Origin of the sequence: Nonomuraea basaltis (genome assembly GCF_005893125.1) — a bacterium.
Taxonomy (GTDB): domain Bacteria; phylum Actinomycetota; class Actinomycetes; order Streptosporangiales; family Streptosporangiaceae; genus Nonomuraea; species Nonomuraea basaltis.
In genome coordinates this window covers 25,467-41,751 of record NZ_VCJS01000044.1, presented here as the reverse complement: position 1 = coordinate 41,751, position 16,285 = coordinate 25,467, and the positions used below count along the sequence as shown (strand labels likewise).

Here is a 16,285-nt window from a genome sequence, read left to right as displayed (position 1 = left end):
CATGCACTGCGATGGTTGCCCTTCTGTCCGCATGCGGCGTCTTCCGGGGGGACGACGAGGGCAGCAAGGGCGGCGTCCAGGCTCCAGGCATCACCGCGGAGCCCTGTCCCAGCGCGGTCGACAGGAACAAGGGCTGCATCTACCTCGGCACGATCTCCGACCTGACCTCGGGGCCGTTCGCGGCGCTGGCCGTGCCGATCACCGACGCTCAGAAGGCGTTCTGGGCCCGCGTCAACAAGGCGGGTGGGATCGGCGGAAAATACGAGGTGGACGTCACGCGCTACGTCCGGGACAACAAGTACAACCCGGAGGTGCACCGGCAGGTCTACAACGAGATCAAGGACCAGGTGCTCGGCCTGACCCAGACGCTCGGCTCGCCCACGACCGCCGCCATCATCGCCGACCTCAAAGCCAACAGCATCGTCTCCGCCCCCGCCTCGTGGACCTCGGCGTGGGAGTTCGAGGACGTGATCGTCGAGAGCGGGGCCAACTACTGCGTCGAGGCGATGAACTCGGTGGACTACGCGGTGGAGACGTACAAGCCGAAGTCGGTCATGGCCGTCCACCTGGCGGGCGACTACGGCGCGGACGCGGCGGCCGGCGCCAAGATCGCCGCGGAGAAGAACGGCCTGCAGTTCACCAGCGTGGAGACCCCCACGGGGGCCAACGAACAGGGCCGCGCCATCACCGAGATCACCAAGAACAAGCCGGACCTGGTCATCCTCACGACCGGCCCGGCCGACGCCGCGACGATCATCGGCCAGTCGGCGGCGGCCGGCTACAAGGGCAGATTCATCGGTACGGGCCCCACCTGGAACCCGGCGTTGCTGAAGTCCCCCGCCGCCCCGGCGCTGAAGGCCCTGTACGAACAGTCGGCTCCCGGCAAGCCCTGGGGCGCCGACACCCCCGGCCACCAGGCCATGCGCGAGGCGTTCCCCAACGTGACGGCCAACGAGGGGTACACCTCGGGCTGGGCGTGGGCGTATCCGCTGAAGGCGGCACTGGACAAGATGGTCGCCGGCGGAGACGTGAGCCGTAAAGGCCTGCTGGCAGCGGTGAAGACCCTGAAGACCGTGGACTACGAGGGCATGCTCCCACCGGAGGCCGGCAACTTCGCCGACGACGCCAACACGGCGACGTTCCGCCAAACCTTGATCAACAAGGTAGACGACAAGGCACCCACGGGCGTCTCCATCGTCAAGGACTTCTTCACAGGCCCAACGGCCCAGTCGTACACCTTCGACGGCCCCTGCTTCGCCAAGCTCTAGATGCTCCGGGAGGCCCAGGTAGCCAAGGACAACTGCTTGGGCCTCCGCAATGAGACGCGCTACGCGCGACAAGAGCTCGGACTGCGCCCTGTGGGGGCAAGCCCCCACACCCCCAGCTGGGGATCTTCCGATCCCCAGACCCCAGGTCGTTGGCCGGTTTCCGCATGTGCGACGTAGAGGCCCTCACACTCAGCAGGCGGCGAGGCCGTCTACGGCGCGAACAGTGTCGGCTTTACGCGTGATCGCTGTCGACGCAGCCTTCACCGGCGCTCGATCGGCCTGGTCGACTGTCGCGGCCATCTCCAGCCCATGGTCGATGGCCACAGCAGCGGTGAACGACCGGGACTTGAGGATCGAGGTGAACAGTCGAGAGAGCTCACTCTGGCCCTTCGCCTTGAGGATCTGGCGTCGTTCCTGCCGACTGATCTCAGCATAGGCCCACAGGTTGGACGTGTTCCCGTGGCCATCCAGGCACTCGAAGATGTAGTACCTGCGGTGCTGCTGGATGATCCCAGAGAGTGGAATGTCGTAGTGGTTGAGGATTTTGTCGATCTTCGCGGTATCGGCCGGGCGCCACGGCTCAGCGCCGATCCGTAGATGGATCTGATCACTCATCTCCGCCCTCCTTCCACTCTGGCTCGCCGAAGCATCCATTGAAACGGACGCTGTCATCATTAGACCATTCCCGCTTCTCGTCTAGATTCTCAACCGAAACGTGCAGCTGGTTCCATCTACTGGGGGTGTATTTGACCCGAAATCCTTTCTCGCGGAGTCTCCTGGCCGTCGTGTAGCGAACACCTTCTCCCTTGCGAGCACTCGCTGTCCGGTTCGGGAAGTTCGCCACGGCCTCGTCGACCGTGAGCTTGCCACGCATGAGCGAGATCGCGTTCGCGATATGCGGACGGACCGGATGGTCCTTGAACGGCTTGCCGTTGATCGGCCGCTCTCGTTGATGCCGAGCGTGAACGTCTCGTACTCCTGCAGCTTCTGCCCGTCCGAGCGATGGATGCCCAGCGACTTGGCGGTGGTGACGGTCTCACAGAGCCCGACCCGCTGCTCCAGTTCCATGAAGAACGTGTTCACCGACCCCCACGTGCCGGTCCGCAGTGTCTTCCACCCTGGCGAGCCCTCGTCGTTGGTGACCGTGTGGGTGGGGTCGCCGATGCTCTCGCCCTTGCAGTTCTTGAACGTCGCGTAGCCGGGCGCCCGGTAGCCGGCGCCCGCGGTGAGTCCGTCGTCAAGCTTCATGCCCTGCTCCAGCGCGCTGATCAGGGTGAAGGTCTTGAACGTGGACCCGGCCTGGAAGCCGATCCCGCCGCCGTGGGCGGCGTCCGCGACGACGTTGTACGAGATCTCGTTCCGAGCCTTGCGCCCGCCGTACGGCCTGCTGGCGGCCATCGCCTTGATCGCCCCGGTGCCCGGTTGGACCAGGGCCTCGGCGGCGACCGGGGCGTCGGAGGCTCGTACGTATGTCTGGATGGCCCGGTCCGCGGCCGCCTGCATGGCCGGGTCGATCGTGGTCCTGATCGTCAGGCCGCCGCGGTTGAGGGTCGCCAGGCGGGCCTTGGCCGTCTTGCCGAAGTCGGGATTGCTGAGGATCTCGTGCCGGACGTACAAGCAAAAATAGGGATATTTGCTGGATTCGCAGCCGCCGGGGAGCTCTGTGCCCTTGTAACCGAGCTTGGCGGACCTGGCCTTCGCCGCTTCGGCGGTGGTGATCTCGCCTAGCTCCGCCATCCGGTTCAGCACGACGTTGCGGCGGTTAACGAGCCGCTCCCGGTGCTTCCTGCCGAGGTTGGGGTCGGTGGCGTTGGGGTCCTGTACGGCGCCCGCCAGCGTCGCCGCCTGCGGCAGCGTCAGGTCGGCGGCCTTGACGCCGAAGAAGCGCTTGGCCGCCGCCTCGACCCCGTAGGCGCCGGCGCCGAAGTAGGCGATGTTCAGATATTTCCCGAGGATCTGCTCCTTGGTGTACTTCTCCTCGACGCCCATGGCGTACCGCAGCTCGTTCAGCTTGCGCGCGTAGCTGGCCTCCAGCGCCGCGTTCCGCTCCTCGTCGGTGCCGGCGGAGTTGAGCAGCACCTGCTTGACGTACTGCTGGGTGATGCTCGACCCGCCCTGGCTCACCCTGCCCGCCTGCATGTTTCTGGCGAACGCGCGGATCGTGCCCTCGATGTCGATCGCGCCGTGCTCGTAGAAGCGGTAGTCCTCGATCGAGACGATCGCCGTCTTCATGACCTCGGCGATCTCGTCGGAGCCGACGACCTCGCGATACTCCTCGTAGAACCGCGCGATCTCGCTCCCCTTGTCGTCCTGCACGATCGTGACCTCGGCCGGCGGCGGCTCAGTGAGGTCGGCCGGCCTGAGGTCGACCTCGCCGGCCGCCGTCACGAGCCCGAAGCCCGCGCCCCCCACGGCCGGGACTGCGATCCCGGCCACGAGCACGCCCGCCGCCGCGCCCGCGGCGGCGAGACGTACGATCTTCGTCCCCCGATTGGACATCAGAGCTTGCCGAGCCCGCGGGCCAGGATGGTGGCGGTCTTCGCGATGGCCTTGTCGTCGGTGGCGAGGCCCGGGGAGCGGTTGGTGTAGATCGCCATGATGATGGGAGCGACGCCCTTCTCAGGCCAGATGACGGCGATGTCGTTCCCACCGCCGAACCCCGTCGAGTTGGTGCCGGTCTTGTCGCCGATCGTCCAGGTCTTGGGCAGGCCGGCGCGGATGCGCGCGTCACCGGTCTTGCTCGCCAGCAGCCAGGCGTTGAACTGCTCGCGGTCCTTGGCCTGCAGGGCGTTCCCGGTCGTGAGCAGCCGCAGGTCGCGGGCGATGGCCGCGGGCGTGGTGGTGTCGCGCTTTTCCTTGGGCGTCCAGTCGTTGAGTTCGGGCTCATAGCGGTCGAGGCGGGAGATCGGGTCCTTCAGCGAACGGAAGTACTTCGTCAGGCCGGCGGGCCCGCCGATCCGCTTCAGCACCATGTTGGCCGCGGTGTTGTCGCTCACGGTGACGGCCGCCTCGCATAGCTGGGCGACGGTCAGGCCGTCCTTGACGTGCTTTTCGGTGACCGGTGAGTTGGGCCGCAGGTCGGCGGCCGTCCACTTGACGAGCTTGTCCATCAGGCCGGGCTCGGCAGTGCGGGCCCTGTGCAGCGCGGCCGCGCAGAGGGGCGCCTTGAAGGTGGACAGCATCGGGAAGCGCTCGCCCGCCCGGTACGTCACCGTCCTACCGGTCGCCGTGTCCAGGGCGTACGCGCCGATGCGGCCCTTGAAGGACGCCTCCAGCTTGCGCAGGTCCTTCCTGACCTGGGCCTCTCCCGAAACCGAAACCGCAACCGCTGGGGACGCCGCCACCGTCGCGGCCGAGGCCGTGCCCCCGCCGAGGGCGCCACCGGACAGGAGGGAGATGGCCAACGCGGTCGCGGGCAGCGCTGCTGCGAGGCGGCGGGGGCGGAGGTATCGCATGTCAAATCCTTGCCTGTCGTCTGTCAGAGGGCAGGAGCAAAGCAGATGCGATCAGGTGATGTCTAATAGCGATATCGGTAATCGATCGATATAGATTCTCATATGCATGCAGGTCAGGAGCTTGTGCTCACCTGCTACCGCAACGTGGACCGGGTGGTCTCCCTGGGCCGGCGACCAGGGTGACCACATCCTCTCCCGAGTCGTCGCACAGCACGTCATGACCCGTCCAAGGGGCGATGCTTGGGTAGGGTCGAGGTATGCGACTCCACAAGAGCCGGTTCGTGCCCCTCGCCGCCTTCGCCATCTGCGTCTTCGCCGTCGGGTGCGGTGAGGTCAACAGCACCATCGACAAGGCCCAGGCGTGCCTGGAGGCACCGAAGATCGTCACCCAGCTGGGCGCGCAGGTCACCAAGCTCACCGACGACCCCCAGGCCATGGACAAGGCCCTGGACGATGCCGCGGCCAAGCTCAACGACGTGGCCGACAAGGCCGCCAACACCACGATCAAGGAGGCGTCCGACGACTTCGCCAAGACGCTGAGCGGCATCAACGTCACCAACGTCAACGACGCCGTCGACGCGGCTCAGAAGGTCGCCACCGACTCGGCCGCCTACCTGGAGAAGGTGACCAAGGCCTGCACCGGCTGAGCCGGGATCCATCCCCCGCGGAACAGGCAATCCCGCGTTCTCTAGGGGGAATGTAGACGAATTACCGTTTTTTCCATGGAACCCGACCCGCGCTTCACGTTGGCCAACGAACGCACCTTCCTCACCTGGTTGAGCACGGCCCTGGCGCTCAGCGCGGGTGGGGTGGCCATGGCGGCGGTGCCGGCCGACGTGTTCGTGCCGTGGATCCGTACCGGACTGGCCGTCTTCCTCGTGACGCTCTCGGCGCTGGCGGCGGGCATGGCGTACCCGCGCTGGCGCAACATCCAGCGGGCGCTGCGCAACCAGGCGCCGCTGCCGCCGCCCGCGCTCGCCGCCGTCTTCGGGTACGGCGTGGCGGCTGTGGCCGTGATCGCCCTCGTTCTCATCGTCCTCTCAGCTTGAGGGGCCGATGATGGCACCCGAGGAGGAGGTCTGGGACCGTGGACTGCAGAGCGAGCGCACCAGGCTCGCGTGGGTGCGTACGGCCGTGGCACTGTCCACCGGCGGGCTCGGCGCGGCCGGGCTGTCGGTCAGGCACGGCCTGCCGGCACTCGCGGTGGCCGCGTTCGCGCTGGCCGCACTGTGCGGCGGCGTGCTGCTCATCAGGACGAGGGCCCGGTTCCGGCGGGTACAGGCGGCGCTGCACGGCGGCAGGCCCCTGGACGACGGACCCGACGCGGTCTTCGCCTGGCTGGGCACGCTCGGCGTGGTCGCAGGCGCCCTGACCTTTGTCTTCACGGTCCGGTGAGTCAGCTTGCGAGAATCCGTCGAACGGGCGGAGACTCGGAACCAAGGGGGTGACCTAAGTGGAGGAAGAGCGCAGAATCGTGCCTTTCGAGTGCCGTAGCTGCTGGCACGTCTGGGAAGAGGAGTATGTGGTCAGGCACGCCGAGGACGAGCACGGCAACGAGGGCGAGGTCTGGTTGCGCCACGGCCTGCCCGTGCCGCCGCCCTCGCCGGGCGCCATCTGCCCGCGGTGCGGCTGCCAGCACGCAATCATGTTCCCCGAGGGCTATCTGTCACGACATCCGGAACTGATTCCGCCGGAGAAGCCGGCGGCGCCCGACGCGACTCCGCTGCTCAGCCCGGTGCCGCGGCCTCTCTACTGACCATTAACCTGACAGAGGGTAAGGATTTAGTAACGGCAAGTGTCACAAGCCCGTCTTGCGAGGGCTGCGAAGCCGGACGGACACTCGGGTCGAACGGCGATCCGCAGCCGGGGGTGGTTCTCGTGCCCGACGGGTTCGAAACCCGTGTGACATGGCCTTTCGAATGCCTGCGTTGCCTGCGCGTGTGGGAGGAGGACTTCGTCGTCCGCCATCTCGCCGACGACCACGGCAACGAGACGCAGGTCTGGCTCAGTTCGGGAGTGACGGTGCAGCCGCCATGGTCGGGGAGCTGTTGCCCCGGCTGCGGCGCCTACCACGTGACGTCGTTCCCGTCCGGGCACCTGGCCCGGCATCCCGAGCTCCTGCCCGGGCCCGGGCCCGAGCCGGAGCCGGAGCCGGAGCCGTGCCTGGAGCCGCTGCCCGAGCCGGGCAGGGTGCCCGCTGAGCGGACACCGCTGCCCGGCCGGCTGCTCGTGGCGATCGGGGTGCCGGTGGCGCTGTTCGTCGGCTACGAGCTGTACACGAACCTCGTCGCCGCGGCGCACCCGCACCACTGAGGCGCTAGCTGAGGCTGTCCAGCCAGGCCTGGTGCAGGCCGGCGAAGCGGCCCGAGGCCGCGATGAGCCGGTCCGGTGGCCCGTCCTCGACGATCTCGCCCCGTTCCATGACCAGCACGCGGTCGGCGATCTCCACCGTCGACAGCCGGTGCGCGATGATCAGCGCCGTGCGGTCGGCCAAGATGGTCCGCAGCGCGCGCTGCACCAGGCGCTCGCTGGGCACGTCCAGGCTGGAGGTGGCCTCGTCCAGGATCAGCACGGCGGGATCGGCGAGGAACGCCCGGGCGAACGCGACGAGCTGGCGCTGCCCGGCGGACATGCGGCCGCCGCGCTTGCCGACCGCGGTGTCGTACCCGTCGGGCAGGCTCGCGATGAACTCGTGCGCGCCGATCGCCTTGGCCGCCTCGCGCACCTGCCGGTCGGTCGCCTCGGGCCGGCCGAACCTGATGTTGTCCGCCACCGTGCCGCTGAACAGGAAGTTCTCCTGCGTCACCATGACCACGGCCTGGCGCAGCGTGGGCTCGTCAAGGGTGCGCAGGTCGACGCCGTCGAGCAGCACCCGGCCTGCCGTGGGGTCGTAGAAGCGGGAGATCAGCTTGGCCAGCGTCGTCTTGCCCGCGCCCGTCGACCCGACCAGCGCCACGCTCTGCCCGGCCGGGATCGTCAGGTCGAGTCCGGGCAGGATCGGCATCTCCTCGACGTAGGCGAACCTGACGCCCTCGAAGCGCACCTTGCCACGCGCCCTGCCCTGCGGCAGCTCCTGCGGCTTGCGCGGCTCGGGCACCGACGGCTCCTCCTCGAGCACGCCCGACAGCTTCTCCAGCGCCGCGCCCGCCGACTGAAGCGTGTTGTAGAACTGGCTGACCTCCTGCATCGGCTCGTAGAACTGGCGCAGGTAGAGCATGAACGCGGCCAGCACGCCGACCTTGACCTCGCCGTTCAGCGCCAGCCAGCCGCCGTACAGCAGCACCCCGCCGATCGTCAGGTTGCCGATCAGCTTGATGCCGGTCATGAACGTGGCGCCGATCCGCATGCCCTGAGCGTTCGCGCCCCGGTAGTCGTCGTTGAGCTGCTCGAAGATCTCCTGGTTGCGCGGCTCCCTGCGGAAGGCCTGCACCGCGCGGATGCCGGTCATCGACTCCACGAAGTGCACGATCACCAGTGCCACCGTCTCCCGCGTGCGCCGGTAGACGATTACCGACTGCCGCCGGAACCACCGGGTGAACAGCAGCAGCAGCGGCAGCGGGATCAGCGCCATCAGGCCGAGGTGCACGTCCAGCACCAGCAGCAGCACGGCCGTGCCCACCAGCGTCAGCACGGCCTTGACCAGCGCGTCGAAGCCCGACTGCAGCAGCTCGGCGATGGCCTCGATGTCCGAGGTCAGCCGCGAGATGACGCGGCCTGAGGTGTACTTCTCGTGGAAGCTCAGGGACAGCCGCTGGAAGTGGTCGAACACCCTCCTGCGCAGCTCCAGCAGGATGCTCTGGCCGATCCCGCCCGACAGCCGCAGGAACGCCTGCCGGGTCAGCGCCTGCGTGACGGCAGCGGCCAGGATCACCCCGACCACGGTCAGCAGGACCGACGGGGCCGATCCGCGGGTGATCGGCGGGATCCCCTCGTCGATGCCGAGCGAGACCAGGAAGGGGATGGAGAGCCCGGCCGCGTTCGACACCACGATGATCGCGACGAGCAGCGCGATCCTCTTCCGGTACGGCCTGATCAGGTCGCCGAGCAGCCTGCGGGAGCGCTCCCGCAGCAGGACCGAGACCTTCTCCGGCAGCTCGTCCTGCTCCTCGGAGGCGACTCCGCGCCAGGACGCCGTGGACTCGGTGGACTCGGTGGTCGTCGTGGTCATCGCAGTGCTCCTTCCGAGGCGTCGTCGAAGTCGGCGTCCTGGGCCAGCAGCTCCCGGTATTCGGGTACTTCGGCCAGCAGCTGCTGGTGCTGCCCGACGTGCGTGATCGTGCCGTCGCGCAGCAGCGCCACCTTGTCGGCCAGCAGCACGGTGGAGGCGCGGTGGGCGACCACGATGCCGGTGGCGTCGCGCAGCACGTGCCGCAGCGCCTCCTCCACCAGCGCCTCGGTCTCCACGTCGAGCGCGGACAGGGTGTCGTCGAGCACCAGGATCCGCGGCCTGCTCAGCACGGCCCGGGCCAGGGCGAGCCGCTGCCGCTGGCCGCCGGACAGGGACAGGCCCTGCTCGCCGATGCGGGTGTCGAGGCCCCACGGCAGGTCGTACACGAACATGGCCTGGGCCGTCTGGATGGCGTCGGCCAGCTCTTCCTCTGTGGCGTCGAGGCGGCCCAGGGTGAGGTTCTCGCGCACGCTCATCGAGAACAGCGTCGGCTCCTCGAACGCCGTGGACACCACCGAGCGCAGGGTGGGCAGCTCCAGGTCGCGCACGTCGTGCCCGTCGATGGTGACGCGGCCCTCGGTGGGATCGATCAGCCGGGGCACCAGCGCGGTGAGAGTGGTCTTGCCCGCGCCGGTCGCGCCGACGACGGCCACCGTCTCGCCGGGGGACACCTCCAGCCAGACGTCGCGCAGCACCGGCTGGTCGGAGCCGGGGAAGCGGAACCCGACGCCCTCGAAGCGCAGGTGGCCGTGCGGCTGCTCGATCGTCTCGGTCCCGCCCTCGATGGCCGGGACCGTGTCCATGACCTCCATGAGGCGGTCGGCGGAGGTCATGGCCTCCTGGCCCATGGCCAGGATGTAGCCCATGCTCGCGATCGGCCACACGAGCTGCAGCATCAGCGTGGTGAAGGCGACCAGCGCGCCCAGCGTCAGCGAGCCCGTGCCGACGGCCAGCGCGCCGAGCAGCAGCACCAGGGCCAGCGTGATGTTGGGGATCACCTCGAGGAAGGCGAAGAACTTCGCCGACAGGCGCGCCTTGTCCATCGACGTGTCGTAGACCTTGCGCGCGCCGTCGTCGTAGCGGTCGTAGACGTGGTGGCGGCGGCCGAACGCCTTGATCGTGCGGATGCCGATCGCGGACTCCTCGACGAGCGTGGCGAGGTCGCCCTGCTCGTCCTGCACCTGGCGGGAGATCCTGATGTAGCGCTTCTCGAACCGCAGCGACGTCCACACGATCGGCACGGACGAGGCCAGCACCAGCAGCCCGAGCGGCCAGTACATGTTCAGCAGCAGCACGGTCACCGCGATCAGCTGCAGGATGTTCATGACCAGGAAGAGCATGCCGAAGCCGAGGAAACGGCGGATCGTGGACAGGTCCGTCGTGGCCCTCGATAACAGCTGGCCCGACTGCCAGTCGCCGTGAAAGCCCATCGGCAGGCGCTGCAGGTGCTCGTAGAGGTCGTCGCGGATGGCGGTCTCCAGGCCGAGGACCGGTTTGACCTGGGCCCACCGCCTGAGGAAGATCAGCAGCGCCTCGACGACGCCGACGCCGATCGCGAGCAGCCCGAGCGGGAGCAGCCCTTCGGAGTCACCGTGGGCCACGGGGCCGTCGATGACCTGCTTGCTGATGAGGGGAAGGGCGATCCCGGCGGCGATGCCGACGAGCGCGGACAGCCAGATGAAGACCAGTCTGGCGACGTAGGGGCGGAGGTAGGACTTCATCCGCCACAGGGAGTTGGAGGACAGCAGGGGACGGCTAGGGATGTGCGTATCGGGAGGCATCTCCTCCAGGCTAATACGCTGGATCAACCTATTTTCTGGGGTCGCGGGTGAGTTTCCCGTACCTGACGTGCGGAAACGTGAAGGATCATGTACTTTCGACGGTCCGCCGAAGGCGAACGGCGCGTGGGCAGCCGTCCCGGCGAGGCATAGAATGGGGCACCGATGATCAGTGAATCCGAGATGCCGCACCTGCGCCGCTGCGTCGAGCTGGCCGCGCAGGCGCTGGAGGCAGGCGACGAGCCGTTCGGCTCCGTGCTCGTCTCCGCCGGCGGCGCCGTCCTGGCCGAGGACCACAACCGGGTGGCGTCCGGTGACCGTACCCAGCATCCGGAGTTCGCGCTGGCGCGCTGGTCGGCGGCGCACCTGACGCCGGAGGAGCGGGGCGCGGCCACCGTCTACACCTCGGGCGAGCACTGCCCGATGTGCGCGGCCGCGCACGCCTGGGTGGGGCTGGGGCGGATCGTGTACGTGGCGTCGTCGGCGCAGCTCGCCGCCTGGCTGGCCGAGCTCGGCGTCCCCGCGCCGCCCGTCCGCACGCTGCCGATCAACGACGTCGCGCCCGGCGTGCCGGTGGAAGGGCCGGTGCCGGAGCTGGCCGAGCAGGTCAGGGAGCTGCACCGCCGCTGCTACCGCTAGCGGGTCTCCCCGTAGTCCGCCGGGGATGAGCGGCCTCGGTGTCTAGGAATCCGTGCCGAGGGTGATCGTCTCGGTGACCTCAGCGTGCCGCTCGGCCTCCTCCTGGGCGAAGCGCTCCGCGTCGAGCTTGTCGGCGATCTCCTCGTCCTGGTTCATCAGCGCGTCCAGCGACTGGCCGGCCATGTCCAGCACGCCCATATCCGCGTACGCCTGCTGCAGCCGCGGGCTCCACAGACCGATGTCCTTGACGCACGGCACGATCCTGCTGAACAGCAGCGACCGGAACAGCCGCAGGTACTCCGACTGGTCCGTGGCCTGCATGGCCTCCTCGACCTCGGACTTCGACAGGCCCAGGTTCTCCCAGGTCTCCCGGCCGCGCAGCCGGTCGCGCATCAGGTAGCAGCCCTCGATGACGAAGTCCTCGCGCTCGCGCACCTCCGTCTCGGACAGGTCCCGGTAATAGTCGCGCAGCGCCATCCGGCCGAACGCGACGTGCCTGGCCTCGTCCTGCATCACGTACGCGAGGATCTGCTTGGGCAGCGGCTTGGTCGTGATGTCGCGCATCACCCCGAACGCCGCCAGCGCCAGCCCCTCGATGAGGACCTGCATGCCCAGGTACGGCATGTCCCAGCGCGAGTCGCTCAGCGTGCTGTCCAGCAACGCCTTGAGATGCTCGTTGATCGGGTACGCCAGGCCCACCTTCTCCTGCAGGAACCGGGCGTACGTCTCGGCGTGGCGGGCCTCGTCCATCGTCTGCGTGGCCGCGTAGAACTTCGAGTCGAGGTCGGGGACCGACTCCACGATCTTGGCGGAGCAGATCATCGCGCCCTGCTCGCCGTGCAGGAACTGGGAGAACTGCCAGGCCGCGCCGTGCAGCCGGACATCCTGGCGGGTCTTCTCGCTCATCCGGTCCCAGAGCGGGGTGCCGTAGATGGCGATGGTCTGGTCGGGGATCCCGAGCACGTTGTACGGATCGACCTCGAGGTCCCAGTCGATGCGTTTGGCCGAGTCCCACTGCTTGTCCTTGCCCTTCTGGTACAGGGCCAGCATCCGATCTCTGCCGTCGTCGTATTCCCAGGTGAACCGGCTGGCGCCGGACATCTCGACGTCCCAGGTGGAGAGCTCGGCGGGGATGGTGTAGAGATCGTGCGTCGACATAGGTCCTCCGCAGGGGGGTTACGTACACCGTACGTCCACGTTTCGAGACTTGCACGTACGGTGTACGTCAGTCAATAGAATGAGCTATGCCCACGGAGCCCCTGTCTCGCGGCCGCATCGTCGCCACGGCCATAGACCTCATCGAGCGCGAGGGCGCCGACGCGGTCTCCATGCGGCGCATCGCGGCCGAGCTGGGCGTCGGCGTGATGTCTCTCTACAACCACGTGCCCAGCAAGGACGCACTGCTCAACGGCGTGGCCGAGGCGGTGCTGAGCGAGATCGAGTTCACCGACGACCCCGACGCGCACTGGACCGACCGGGTGCGGATGCAGGCGCGGGCGTTCCGGCAGATCGCGCACGACCACCCGCGCTCGACCATGCTCGTGGTCAGCCGCCAGCTCCACTCCGCCGCCGGCCTGCTGCCCGTCGAACGCGCGCTGGCCACGCTGCGCAGCGCCGGGTTCGTCGGAGCGGACGCGGTCAGGATGCTGCGGATGTTCATCGCGTACATCGTGGGCTCCCTGCTGCGGGAGGTCGGCGTGACGCCTTCCTTCGCGCCCGTCCACGACCGGACGGTCACGGCGGAGGGCGTCGATCCCACCCTGTTCCCCGAGGTCAGCTCGCTTGCGCCGCTGCTGGACGAGTGCGACCACGAGGCCGAGTTCGAGTTCGGGCTCGAGCTGCTGATCCAGGCGATCGTGGCGCACGCGGCTCGTAAGGAGGGCACCCGGTGAGGGGTGCCCTCCCGGTCGTCAGTACCAGTTGTGCGATCTCCAGTGGCCCCAGGCGCCGCACGGCCTGCCGTACCTCCCCTTGATGTAGGCGAGGCCCCACCGGATCTGAGTCTCCGGGTTGGACCTCCAGTCGCGGCCCGCGCCGCTCATCTTGCCCGCGGGCAGCGCCTGCGGGATGCCGTACGCGCCCGACGAACGGTTGAGCGCACGATGGTTCCAGTTGCTCTCCCTGGTCCACAGGTTGTCCAGGCAGCGGAATTCCCGAAGGTTCCACGATCGCTGGACTATGTGGTCCAGAGCGATCTTCTTGTTCCTGTTCCCCGGCCGGACTGTCGTGATCTTGGGTTGCGCTGATGTCGTCCAGTGCCGGATCCTGATCGAGGGCGCCGCCTCCGCCGAGGCCGTCGTGGTGGCGCCGAATGCGGTGAACGCGCTGACGGAGATGAGAGTGCTGCTGAGCACGCGTTTGCTGTCCAAGTCGATCCTCGCTGTCGGGTCGCGTGCGGACAGGCGCACTTGATCTCGGCGCCCTGCCGGTCCGCGTCCGTGGCTCGGACGCGGAGGGTCCGCCCCGGCCCTCCGGGTCCTGCTCCGCCCGATCGCGCTGGGCGGCCCGGAGGGCTCCGCGACGTGTCCTTTAGCACGATTCCTATTACGCGCTGTCACGTTGGGTCATACATCTCGACACGCGAAGGACAGGTGTTTGTGTGATCGTTGCGGATAAAAGGCCCGCTCGCTGTACCGGGATTGCCCGGCCCGCCGCTCACATGGCGTTCCCTTGCCGGAAAGTGCGGGCAAGCCTGGGGTTTAGCTCAGTACCAACGGTGGGATTGGAAGTGCGCCCACGCGCGACACGGCGAGCCGTACCTCTGCTTGATGTATCCGAGTCCCCACTTGATCTGGGTGCGGGGGTTCGTTCGCCAGTCACGGCCCGATGAGGCCATCTTGCGCCCGGGCAGCGCCTGCGGGATGCCGTAGGCGCCCGAGGAGCCGTTGGCGGCGCGGTGGTTCCAGCCGCTCTCTCTGGCCCAGAGCCTTTCCAGGCACCTGAACTGGGCTTTGTTCCAGCCTCGCGCGGACACCAAGGGCTTGGCGATCGACTTGTTCCTGCTGCTCGTCTGGGAGCTCTGCGCCTGTGCGGCCGAGGCGCCGCCTGCCGCCACCAGGGTGGCGGTCAGGACGAGGACGCCGATACGGCGGAGCATGGGCATGCGGATTCCCTCTCGAAGGGGGTACATGGACCGCGCCACCCTGCCCGATAGGCACCTTTCATCGCGAATTGACCATGAAAGGGTAGATCGTCAGCAAAGATCCCAATATTCGGTTGTTCAGCGGTTTTGTCGGATAAATGAGGACTACGTCACATTTCTGGGTCTGGAGCCCCCGGCGGGGTTCTGTAAGGTCTGAACATGAGCCTCAGTGACATCCCGCTCCGCACCGTCACGGACACTCCCACCACTTTGGGCGAGCTGACGGCCGGCAAGCTCGCCCTCATCGTGAACGTCGCCTCCCGCTGCGGCCTCACTCCGCAGTACGACGGCCTGGTCAAACTGCAGGAACAGTACGGTCCGCGCGGCTTCACGGTGATCGGCGTACCATGCAACCAGTTCGCCGGCCAGGAGCCCGGCTCGGCGGAGGAGATCCAGGAGTTCTGCTCGACGACGTACGGCGTGGACTTCCCGCTCCTGGAGAAGACCGACGTCAACGGCCCGACCCGGCACCCGCTCTACGCGGAGCTCACTCAACTGCCGGACGCGACCGGCGAGGCGGGGGACGTCCAGTGGAACTTCGAGAAGTTCTTGGTGGACGGAGAGGGCAGGCCGGTTGCCCGTTTCCGCCCCGGCACAACCCCCGAGGACCCCTCAATAACCTCAGCCCTCGAAAAGCTCCTTTAACCGGGCGCGGGGCCCAAACAGGCCGCCCGTTCGAGCGATTTCGCCGTTGCCTTCCTCGCCATGCAGCACATCACTTCATCGAGTGAATCAATGCCATCGATGTAGTAATGCGTGTGCTGTACCATTCGGCGCTGTGGGTGAGGAACTGGGACGCCGGGAACGCAAAAAACAGCGCACGCGCGAGGCGCTCGCCGCCGCGGCGGTGCGGCTGTTCGAGAGGCAGGGCTACGACGAGACCACGGTCGCCGAGATCGCCGAGGCGGCCGACGTGTCCACCCGGACCTTCTTCCTGCACTTCCCCGCGAAAGAGGACGTGCTGCTGGCCAACGTCCAGGTACGGGTCGACATCGGGCTGCACACCATCGCCGGGCGACGCCCCGGTGAGGCGGCGCCCGACGTCCTGGCGCGGGCGGTCGAGGAGATGATCGCCAACACCTGGCGTACCGACTTGCCCAGCGGGATGGCGGGGTTGCGGGCCGGCCTGGTCACCTCGTCCCCGGCGGTGCAGGCCCGGCTGCTGCAGCGTGTGCTCGCCGCGCACGCCGAGCTGGCTCAGGCGCTGCGGCAGGCCTACCCGGAGGAACTGGACGAGGTGGACGCCTCCGCGCTGGTCGGCGCGGTGATGGGCGCCGTCGGCGCCGCCGGGCTCACCAGCCTGCGGCGGGGCGACGCGCCCGAGCAGGTCCGCGACGCCATGCGCCGCGCGGCCGATCTCGCCGTCCATCGCCGCTGAGTACACGCGATCGGTCAGTTCTTCGTGAGGTCGGCTGCCAGGTCAGGGGTTGTGGAAGGCGATCTCGGGGTTGGCCGGTGAGGGACCGCTGAGCAGCGGTTGCTTCTTGCCCTTGAGATGCAGGTCGAAGAAGGCGCCGATGTAGGTACGGGTGATCTCCAGCGAGCGCTGCGGGGAGAGGTTGCCGGGGCCGGACATGCCGGCCTCCTTCTGGAGGATGGACAGGTCGGTGAAGCTGGTGTGGTCGGTATGGGCCATGGTGAGCCAGCGCTTCCAGCCGCTCATGTTCGGCCAGTTGCCGTCCCAGGTGTGGTCCTTGCCGGGGATGTGGTCGGCCTGGCTGCCCAGCAGGAGGAAGGGGCGGCCGCCGAGACTGTTGGCGGGGATCGAGGCTCCCGCGCCGCTACACCGGCGCGCCTGCGCGGTGAGACGTCGTGTTCCCATGTGTTGTAGGGCG

General features: G+C 68.1%; 19 protein-coding genes. 10 read left to right on the top strand and 9 right to left on the bottom strand.

Translation table 11 applies throughout. The features are described 5' to 3' along the window. Window positions 1-11: 11 nt before the first annotated feature. Window positions 12-1,268 (top strand): ABC transporter substrate-binding protein, encoded by a 1,257-nt coding sequence (locus EJK15_RS21940; RefSeq protein ID WP_206061028.1) that lies wholly within the window; start codon window positions 12-14, stop codon window positions 1,266-1,268. Window positions 1,269-1,457: 189 nt separating this feature from the next. On the opposite strand, the gene EJK15_RS21935 is transcribed toward EJK15_RS21940, so the two are convergent. The 3 genes from EJK15_RS21935 to bla all read right to left on the bottom strand — a co-directional run bounded on the left by EJK15_RS21935 (window position 1,458) and on the right by bla (window position 4,723). After that, complete coding sequence (locus EJK15_RS21935; RefSeq protein WP_138712327.1) at window positions 1,458-1,883, bottom strand: hypothetical protein; 426 nt, start codon at window positions 1,881-1,883, stop codon at window positions 1,458-1,460. Between the two features lie 81 nt (window positions 1,884-1,964). Continuing rightward, window positions 1,965-3,767: a transglycosylase domain-containing protein gene (locus EJK15_RS21930; RefSeq protein WP_240777129.1), complete on the bottom strand. Its 1,803-nt coding sequence runs from the start codon at window positions 3,765-3,767 to the stop codon at window positions 1,965-1,967. Continuing rightward, window positions 3,767-4,723 carry a class A beta-lactamase gene (bla, locus tag EJK15_RS21925; protein ID WP_138712326.1) on the bottom strand — a complete coding sequence of 319 codons (957 nt, stop codon included), beginning with the start codon at window positions 4,721-4,723 and terminating at the stop codon, window positions 3,767-3,769. Before bla ends, EJK15_RS21930 begins: the two co-directional genes overlap by 1 nt. 257 nt (window positions 4,724-4,980) lie before the next feature. Here bla and EJK15_RS21920 point away from each other — a divergent pair, with 257 nt between their 5' ends. The 5 genes from EJK15_RS21920 to EJK15_RS21900 all read left to right on the top strand — a co-directional run bounded on the left by EJK15_RS21920 (window position 4,981) and on the right by EJK15_RS21900 (window position 7,036). Then, on the top strand, window positions 4,981-5,370 hold the full coding sequence (locus tag EJK15_RS21920) for a hypothetical protein (RefSeq protein ID WP_138712325.1): 390 nt from the start codon (window positions 4,981-4,983) through the stop codon (window positions 5,368-5,370). A 75-nt stretch (window positions 5,371-5,445) separates the two neighbouring features. Then, window positions 5,446-5,772: a YidH family protein gene (locus tag EJK15_RS21915; protein ID WP_138712324.1), complete on the top strand. Its 327-nt coding sequence runs from the start codon at window positions 5,446-5,448 to the stop codon at window positions 5,770-5,772. Between the two features lie 7 nt (window positions 5,773-5,779). After that, window positions 5,780-6,118, top strand: coding sequence for a DUF202 domain-containing protein (locus tag EJK15_RS21910; protein WP_240777128.1), 339 nt, complete (start codon window positions 5,780-5,782; stop codon window positions 6,116-6,118). Between the two features lie 79 nt (window positions 6,119-6,197). Further along, the gene (locus tag EJK15_RS21905; RefSeq protein ID WP_138712323.1) at window positions 6,198-6,479 is read left to right on the top strand and encodes a hypothetical protein; all 282 of its coding nucleotides are present in this window, start codon (window positions 6,198-6,200) and stop codon (window positions 6,477-6,479) included. 146 nt (window positions 6,480-6,625) lie between these two features. After that, window positions 6,626-7,036 (top strand): hypothetical protein, encoded by a 411-nt coding sequence (locus EJK15_RS21900; protein WP_138712322.1) that lies wholly within the window; start codon window positions 6,626-6,628, stop codon window positions 7,034-7,036. A 4-nt stretch (window positions 7,037-7,040) separates the two neighbouring features. Here EJK15_RS21900 and EJK15_RS21895 read toward each other — a convergent pair whose 3' ends face one another. Both EJK15_RS21895 and EJK15_RS21890 read right to left on the bottom strand, forming a co-directional pair. Beyond that, window positions 7,041-8,891 carry an ABC transporter ATP-binding protein gene (locus EJK15_RS21895; RefSeq protein WP_138712321.1) on the bottom strand — a complete coding sequence of 617 codons (1,851 nt, stop codon included), beginning with the start codon at window positions 8,889-8,891 and terminating at the stop codon, window positions 7,041-7,043. Next, entirely contained in the window at window positions 8,888-10,672 is a 1,785-nt protein-coding gene (locus EJK15_RS21890) for an ABC transporter ATP-binding protein (RefSeq protein ID WP_240777127.1), read from the bottom strand. The genes EJK15_RS21895 and EJK15_RS21890 overlap by 4 nt, the downstream gene beginning before the upstream one ends. A gap of 162 nt (window positions 10,673-10,834) precedes the next feature. On the opposite strand from EJK15_RS21890, the gene EJK15_RS21885 reads away from it, so the two are divergent. Beyond that, window positions 10,835-11,308: a nucleoside deaminase gene (locus EJK15_RS21885; RefSeq protein WP_138712320.1), complete on the top strand. Its 474-nt coding sequence runs from the start codon at window positions 10,835-10,837 to the stop codon at window positions 11,306-11,308. A gap of 42 nt (window positions 11,309-11,350) precedes the next feature. On the opposite strand, the gene EJK15_RS21880 is transcribed toward EJK15_RS21885, so the two are convergent. Next, on the bottom strand, window positions 11,351-12,466 hold the full coding sequence (locus EJK15_RS21880) for a ferritin-like domain-containing protein (protein WP_138712319.1): 1,116 nt from the start codon (window positions 12,464-12,466) through the stop codon (window positions 11,351-11,353). An 86-nt stretch (window positions 12,467-12,552) separates the two neighbouring features. Here EJK15_RS21880 and EJK15_RS21875 point away from each other — a divergent pair, with 86 nt between their 5' ends. Then, window positions 12,553-13,200 (top strand): TetR/AcrR family transcriptional regulator, encoded by a 648-nt coding sequence (locus EJK15_RS21875; RefSeq protein WP_138712318.1) that lies wholly within the window; start codon window positions 12,553-12,555, stop codon window positions 13,198-13,200. Between the two features lie 18 nt (window positions 13,201-13,218). Here EJK15_RS21875 and EJK15_RS21870 read toward each other — a convergent pair whose 3' ends face one another. After that, entirely contained in the window at window positions 13,219-13,677 is a 459-nt protein-coding gene (locus EJK15_RS21870) for an aggregation-promoting factor C-terminal-like domain-containing protein (protein WP_138712317.1), read from the bottom strand. A 335-nt stretch (window positions 13,678-14,012) separates the two neighbouring features. Beyond that, window positions 14,013-14,411 carry an aggregation-promoting factor C-terminal-like domain-containing protein gene (locus EJK15_RS21865; protein WP_338089883.1) on the bottom strand — a complete coding sequence of 133 codons (399 nt, stop codon included), beginning with the start codon at window positions 14,409-14,411 and terminating at the stop codon, window positions 14,013-14,015. A 198-nt stretch (window positions 14,412-14,609) separates the two neighbouring features. Here EJK15_RS21865 and EJK15_RS21860 point away from each other — a divergent pair, with 198 nt between their 5' ends. Both EJK15_RS21860 and EJK15_RS21855 read left to right on the top strand, forming a co-directional pair. Then, window positions 14,610-15,095, top strand: a complete 486-nt coding sequence (locus EJK15_RS21860) for a glutathione peroxidase (RefSeq protein ID WP_138712316.1) — start codon at window positions 14,610-14,612, stop codon at window positions 15,093-15,095. Window positions 15,096-15,228: 133 nt separating this feature from the next. Next, a complete protein-coding gene (locus EJK15_RS21855) occupies window positions 15,229-15,828 on the top strand; it encodes a TetR/AcrR family transcriptional regulator (RefSeq protein WP_138712315.1) in 600 nt (199 codons plus the stop codon). A gap of 42 nt (window positions 15,829-15,870) precedes the next feature. On the opposite strand, the gene EJK15_RS21850 is transcribed toward EJK15_RS21855, so the two are convergent. After that, window positions 15,871-16,272 carry a hypothetical protein gene (locus EJK15_RS21850; protein WP_138712314.1) on the bottom strand — a complete coding sequence of 134 codons (402 nt, stop codon included), beginning with the start codon at window positions 16,270-16,272 and terminating at the stop codon, window positions 15,871-15,873. Window positions 16,273-16,285: the final 13 nt, after the last annotated feature.

Bases quoted from the DNA above. Each gene is read 5' to 3' on its own strand.
- EJK15_RS21940 (WP_206061028.1), top strand. From the start codon at position 12: ATGGTTGCCCTTCTGTCCGCATGCGGCGTCTTCCGGGGGGACGACGAG.
- EJK15_RS21935 (WP_138712327.1), bottom strand. From the start codon at position 1,883: ATGAGTGATCAGATCCATCTACGGATCGGCGCTGAGCCGTGGCGCCCG.
- EJK15_RS21930 (WP_240777129.1), bottom strand. From the start codon at position 3,767: ATGTCCAATCGGGGGACGAAGATCGTACGTCTCGCCGCCGCGGGCGCG.
- bla (WP_138712326.1), bottom strand. From the start codon at position 4,723: ATGCGATACCTCCGCCCCCGCCGCCTCGCAGCAGCGCTGCCCGCGACC.
- EJK15_RS21920 (WP_138712325.1), top strand. From the start codon at position 4,981: ATGCGACTCCACAAGAGCCGGTTCGTGCCCCTCGCCGCCTTCGCCATC.
- EJK15_RS21915 (WP_138712324.1), top strand. From the start codon at position 5,446: ATGGAACCCGACCCGCGCTTCACGTTGGCCAACGAACGCACCTTCCTC.
- EJK15_RS21910 (WP_240777128.1), top strand. From the start codon at position 5,780: ATGATGGCACCCGAGGAGGAGGTCTGGGACCGTGGACTGCAGAGCGAG.
- EJK15_RS21895 (WP_138712321.1), bottom strand. From the start codon at position 8,891: ATGACCACGACGACCACCGAGTCCACCGAGTCCACGGCGTCCTGGCGC.
- EJK15_RS21890 (WP_240777127.1), bottom strand. From the start codon at position 10,672: ATGCCTCCCGATACGCACATCCCTAGCCGTCCCCTGCTGTCCTCCAAC.
- EJK15_RS21885 (WP_138712320.1), top strand. From the start codon at position 10,835: ATGATCAGTGAATCCGAGATGCCGCACCTGCGCCGCTGCGTCGAGCTG.
- EJK15_RS21880 (WP_138712319.1), bottom strand. From the start codon at position 12,466: ATGTCGACGCACGATCTCTACACCATCCCCGCCGAGCTCTCCACCTGG.
- EJK15_RS21875 (WP_138712318.1), top strand. From the start codon at position 12,553: ATGCCCACGGAGCCCCTGTCTCGCGGCCGCATCGTCGCCACGGCCATA.
- EJK15_RS21865 (WP_338089883.1), bottom strand. From the start codon at position 14,411: ATGCCCATGCTCCGCCGTATCGGCGTCCTCGTCCTGACCGCCACCCTG.
- EJK15_RS21860 (WP_138712316.1), top strand. From the start codon at position 14,610: ATGAGCCTCAGTGACATCCCGCTCCGCACCGTCACGGACACTCCCACC.
- EJK15_RS21850 (WP_138712314.1), bottom strand. From the start codon at position 16,272: ATGGGAACACGACGTCTCACCGCGCAGGCGCGCCGGTGTAGCGGCGCG.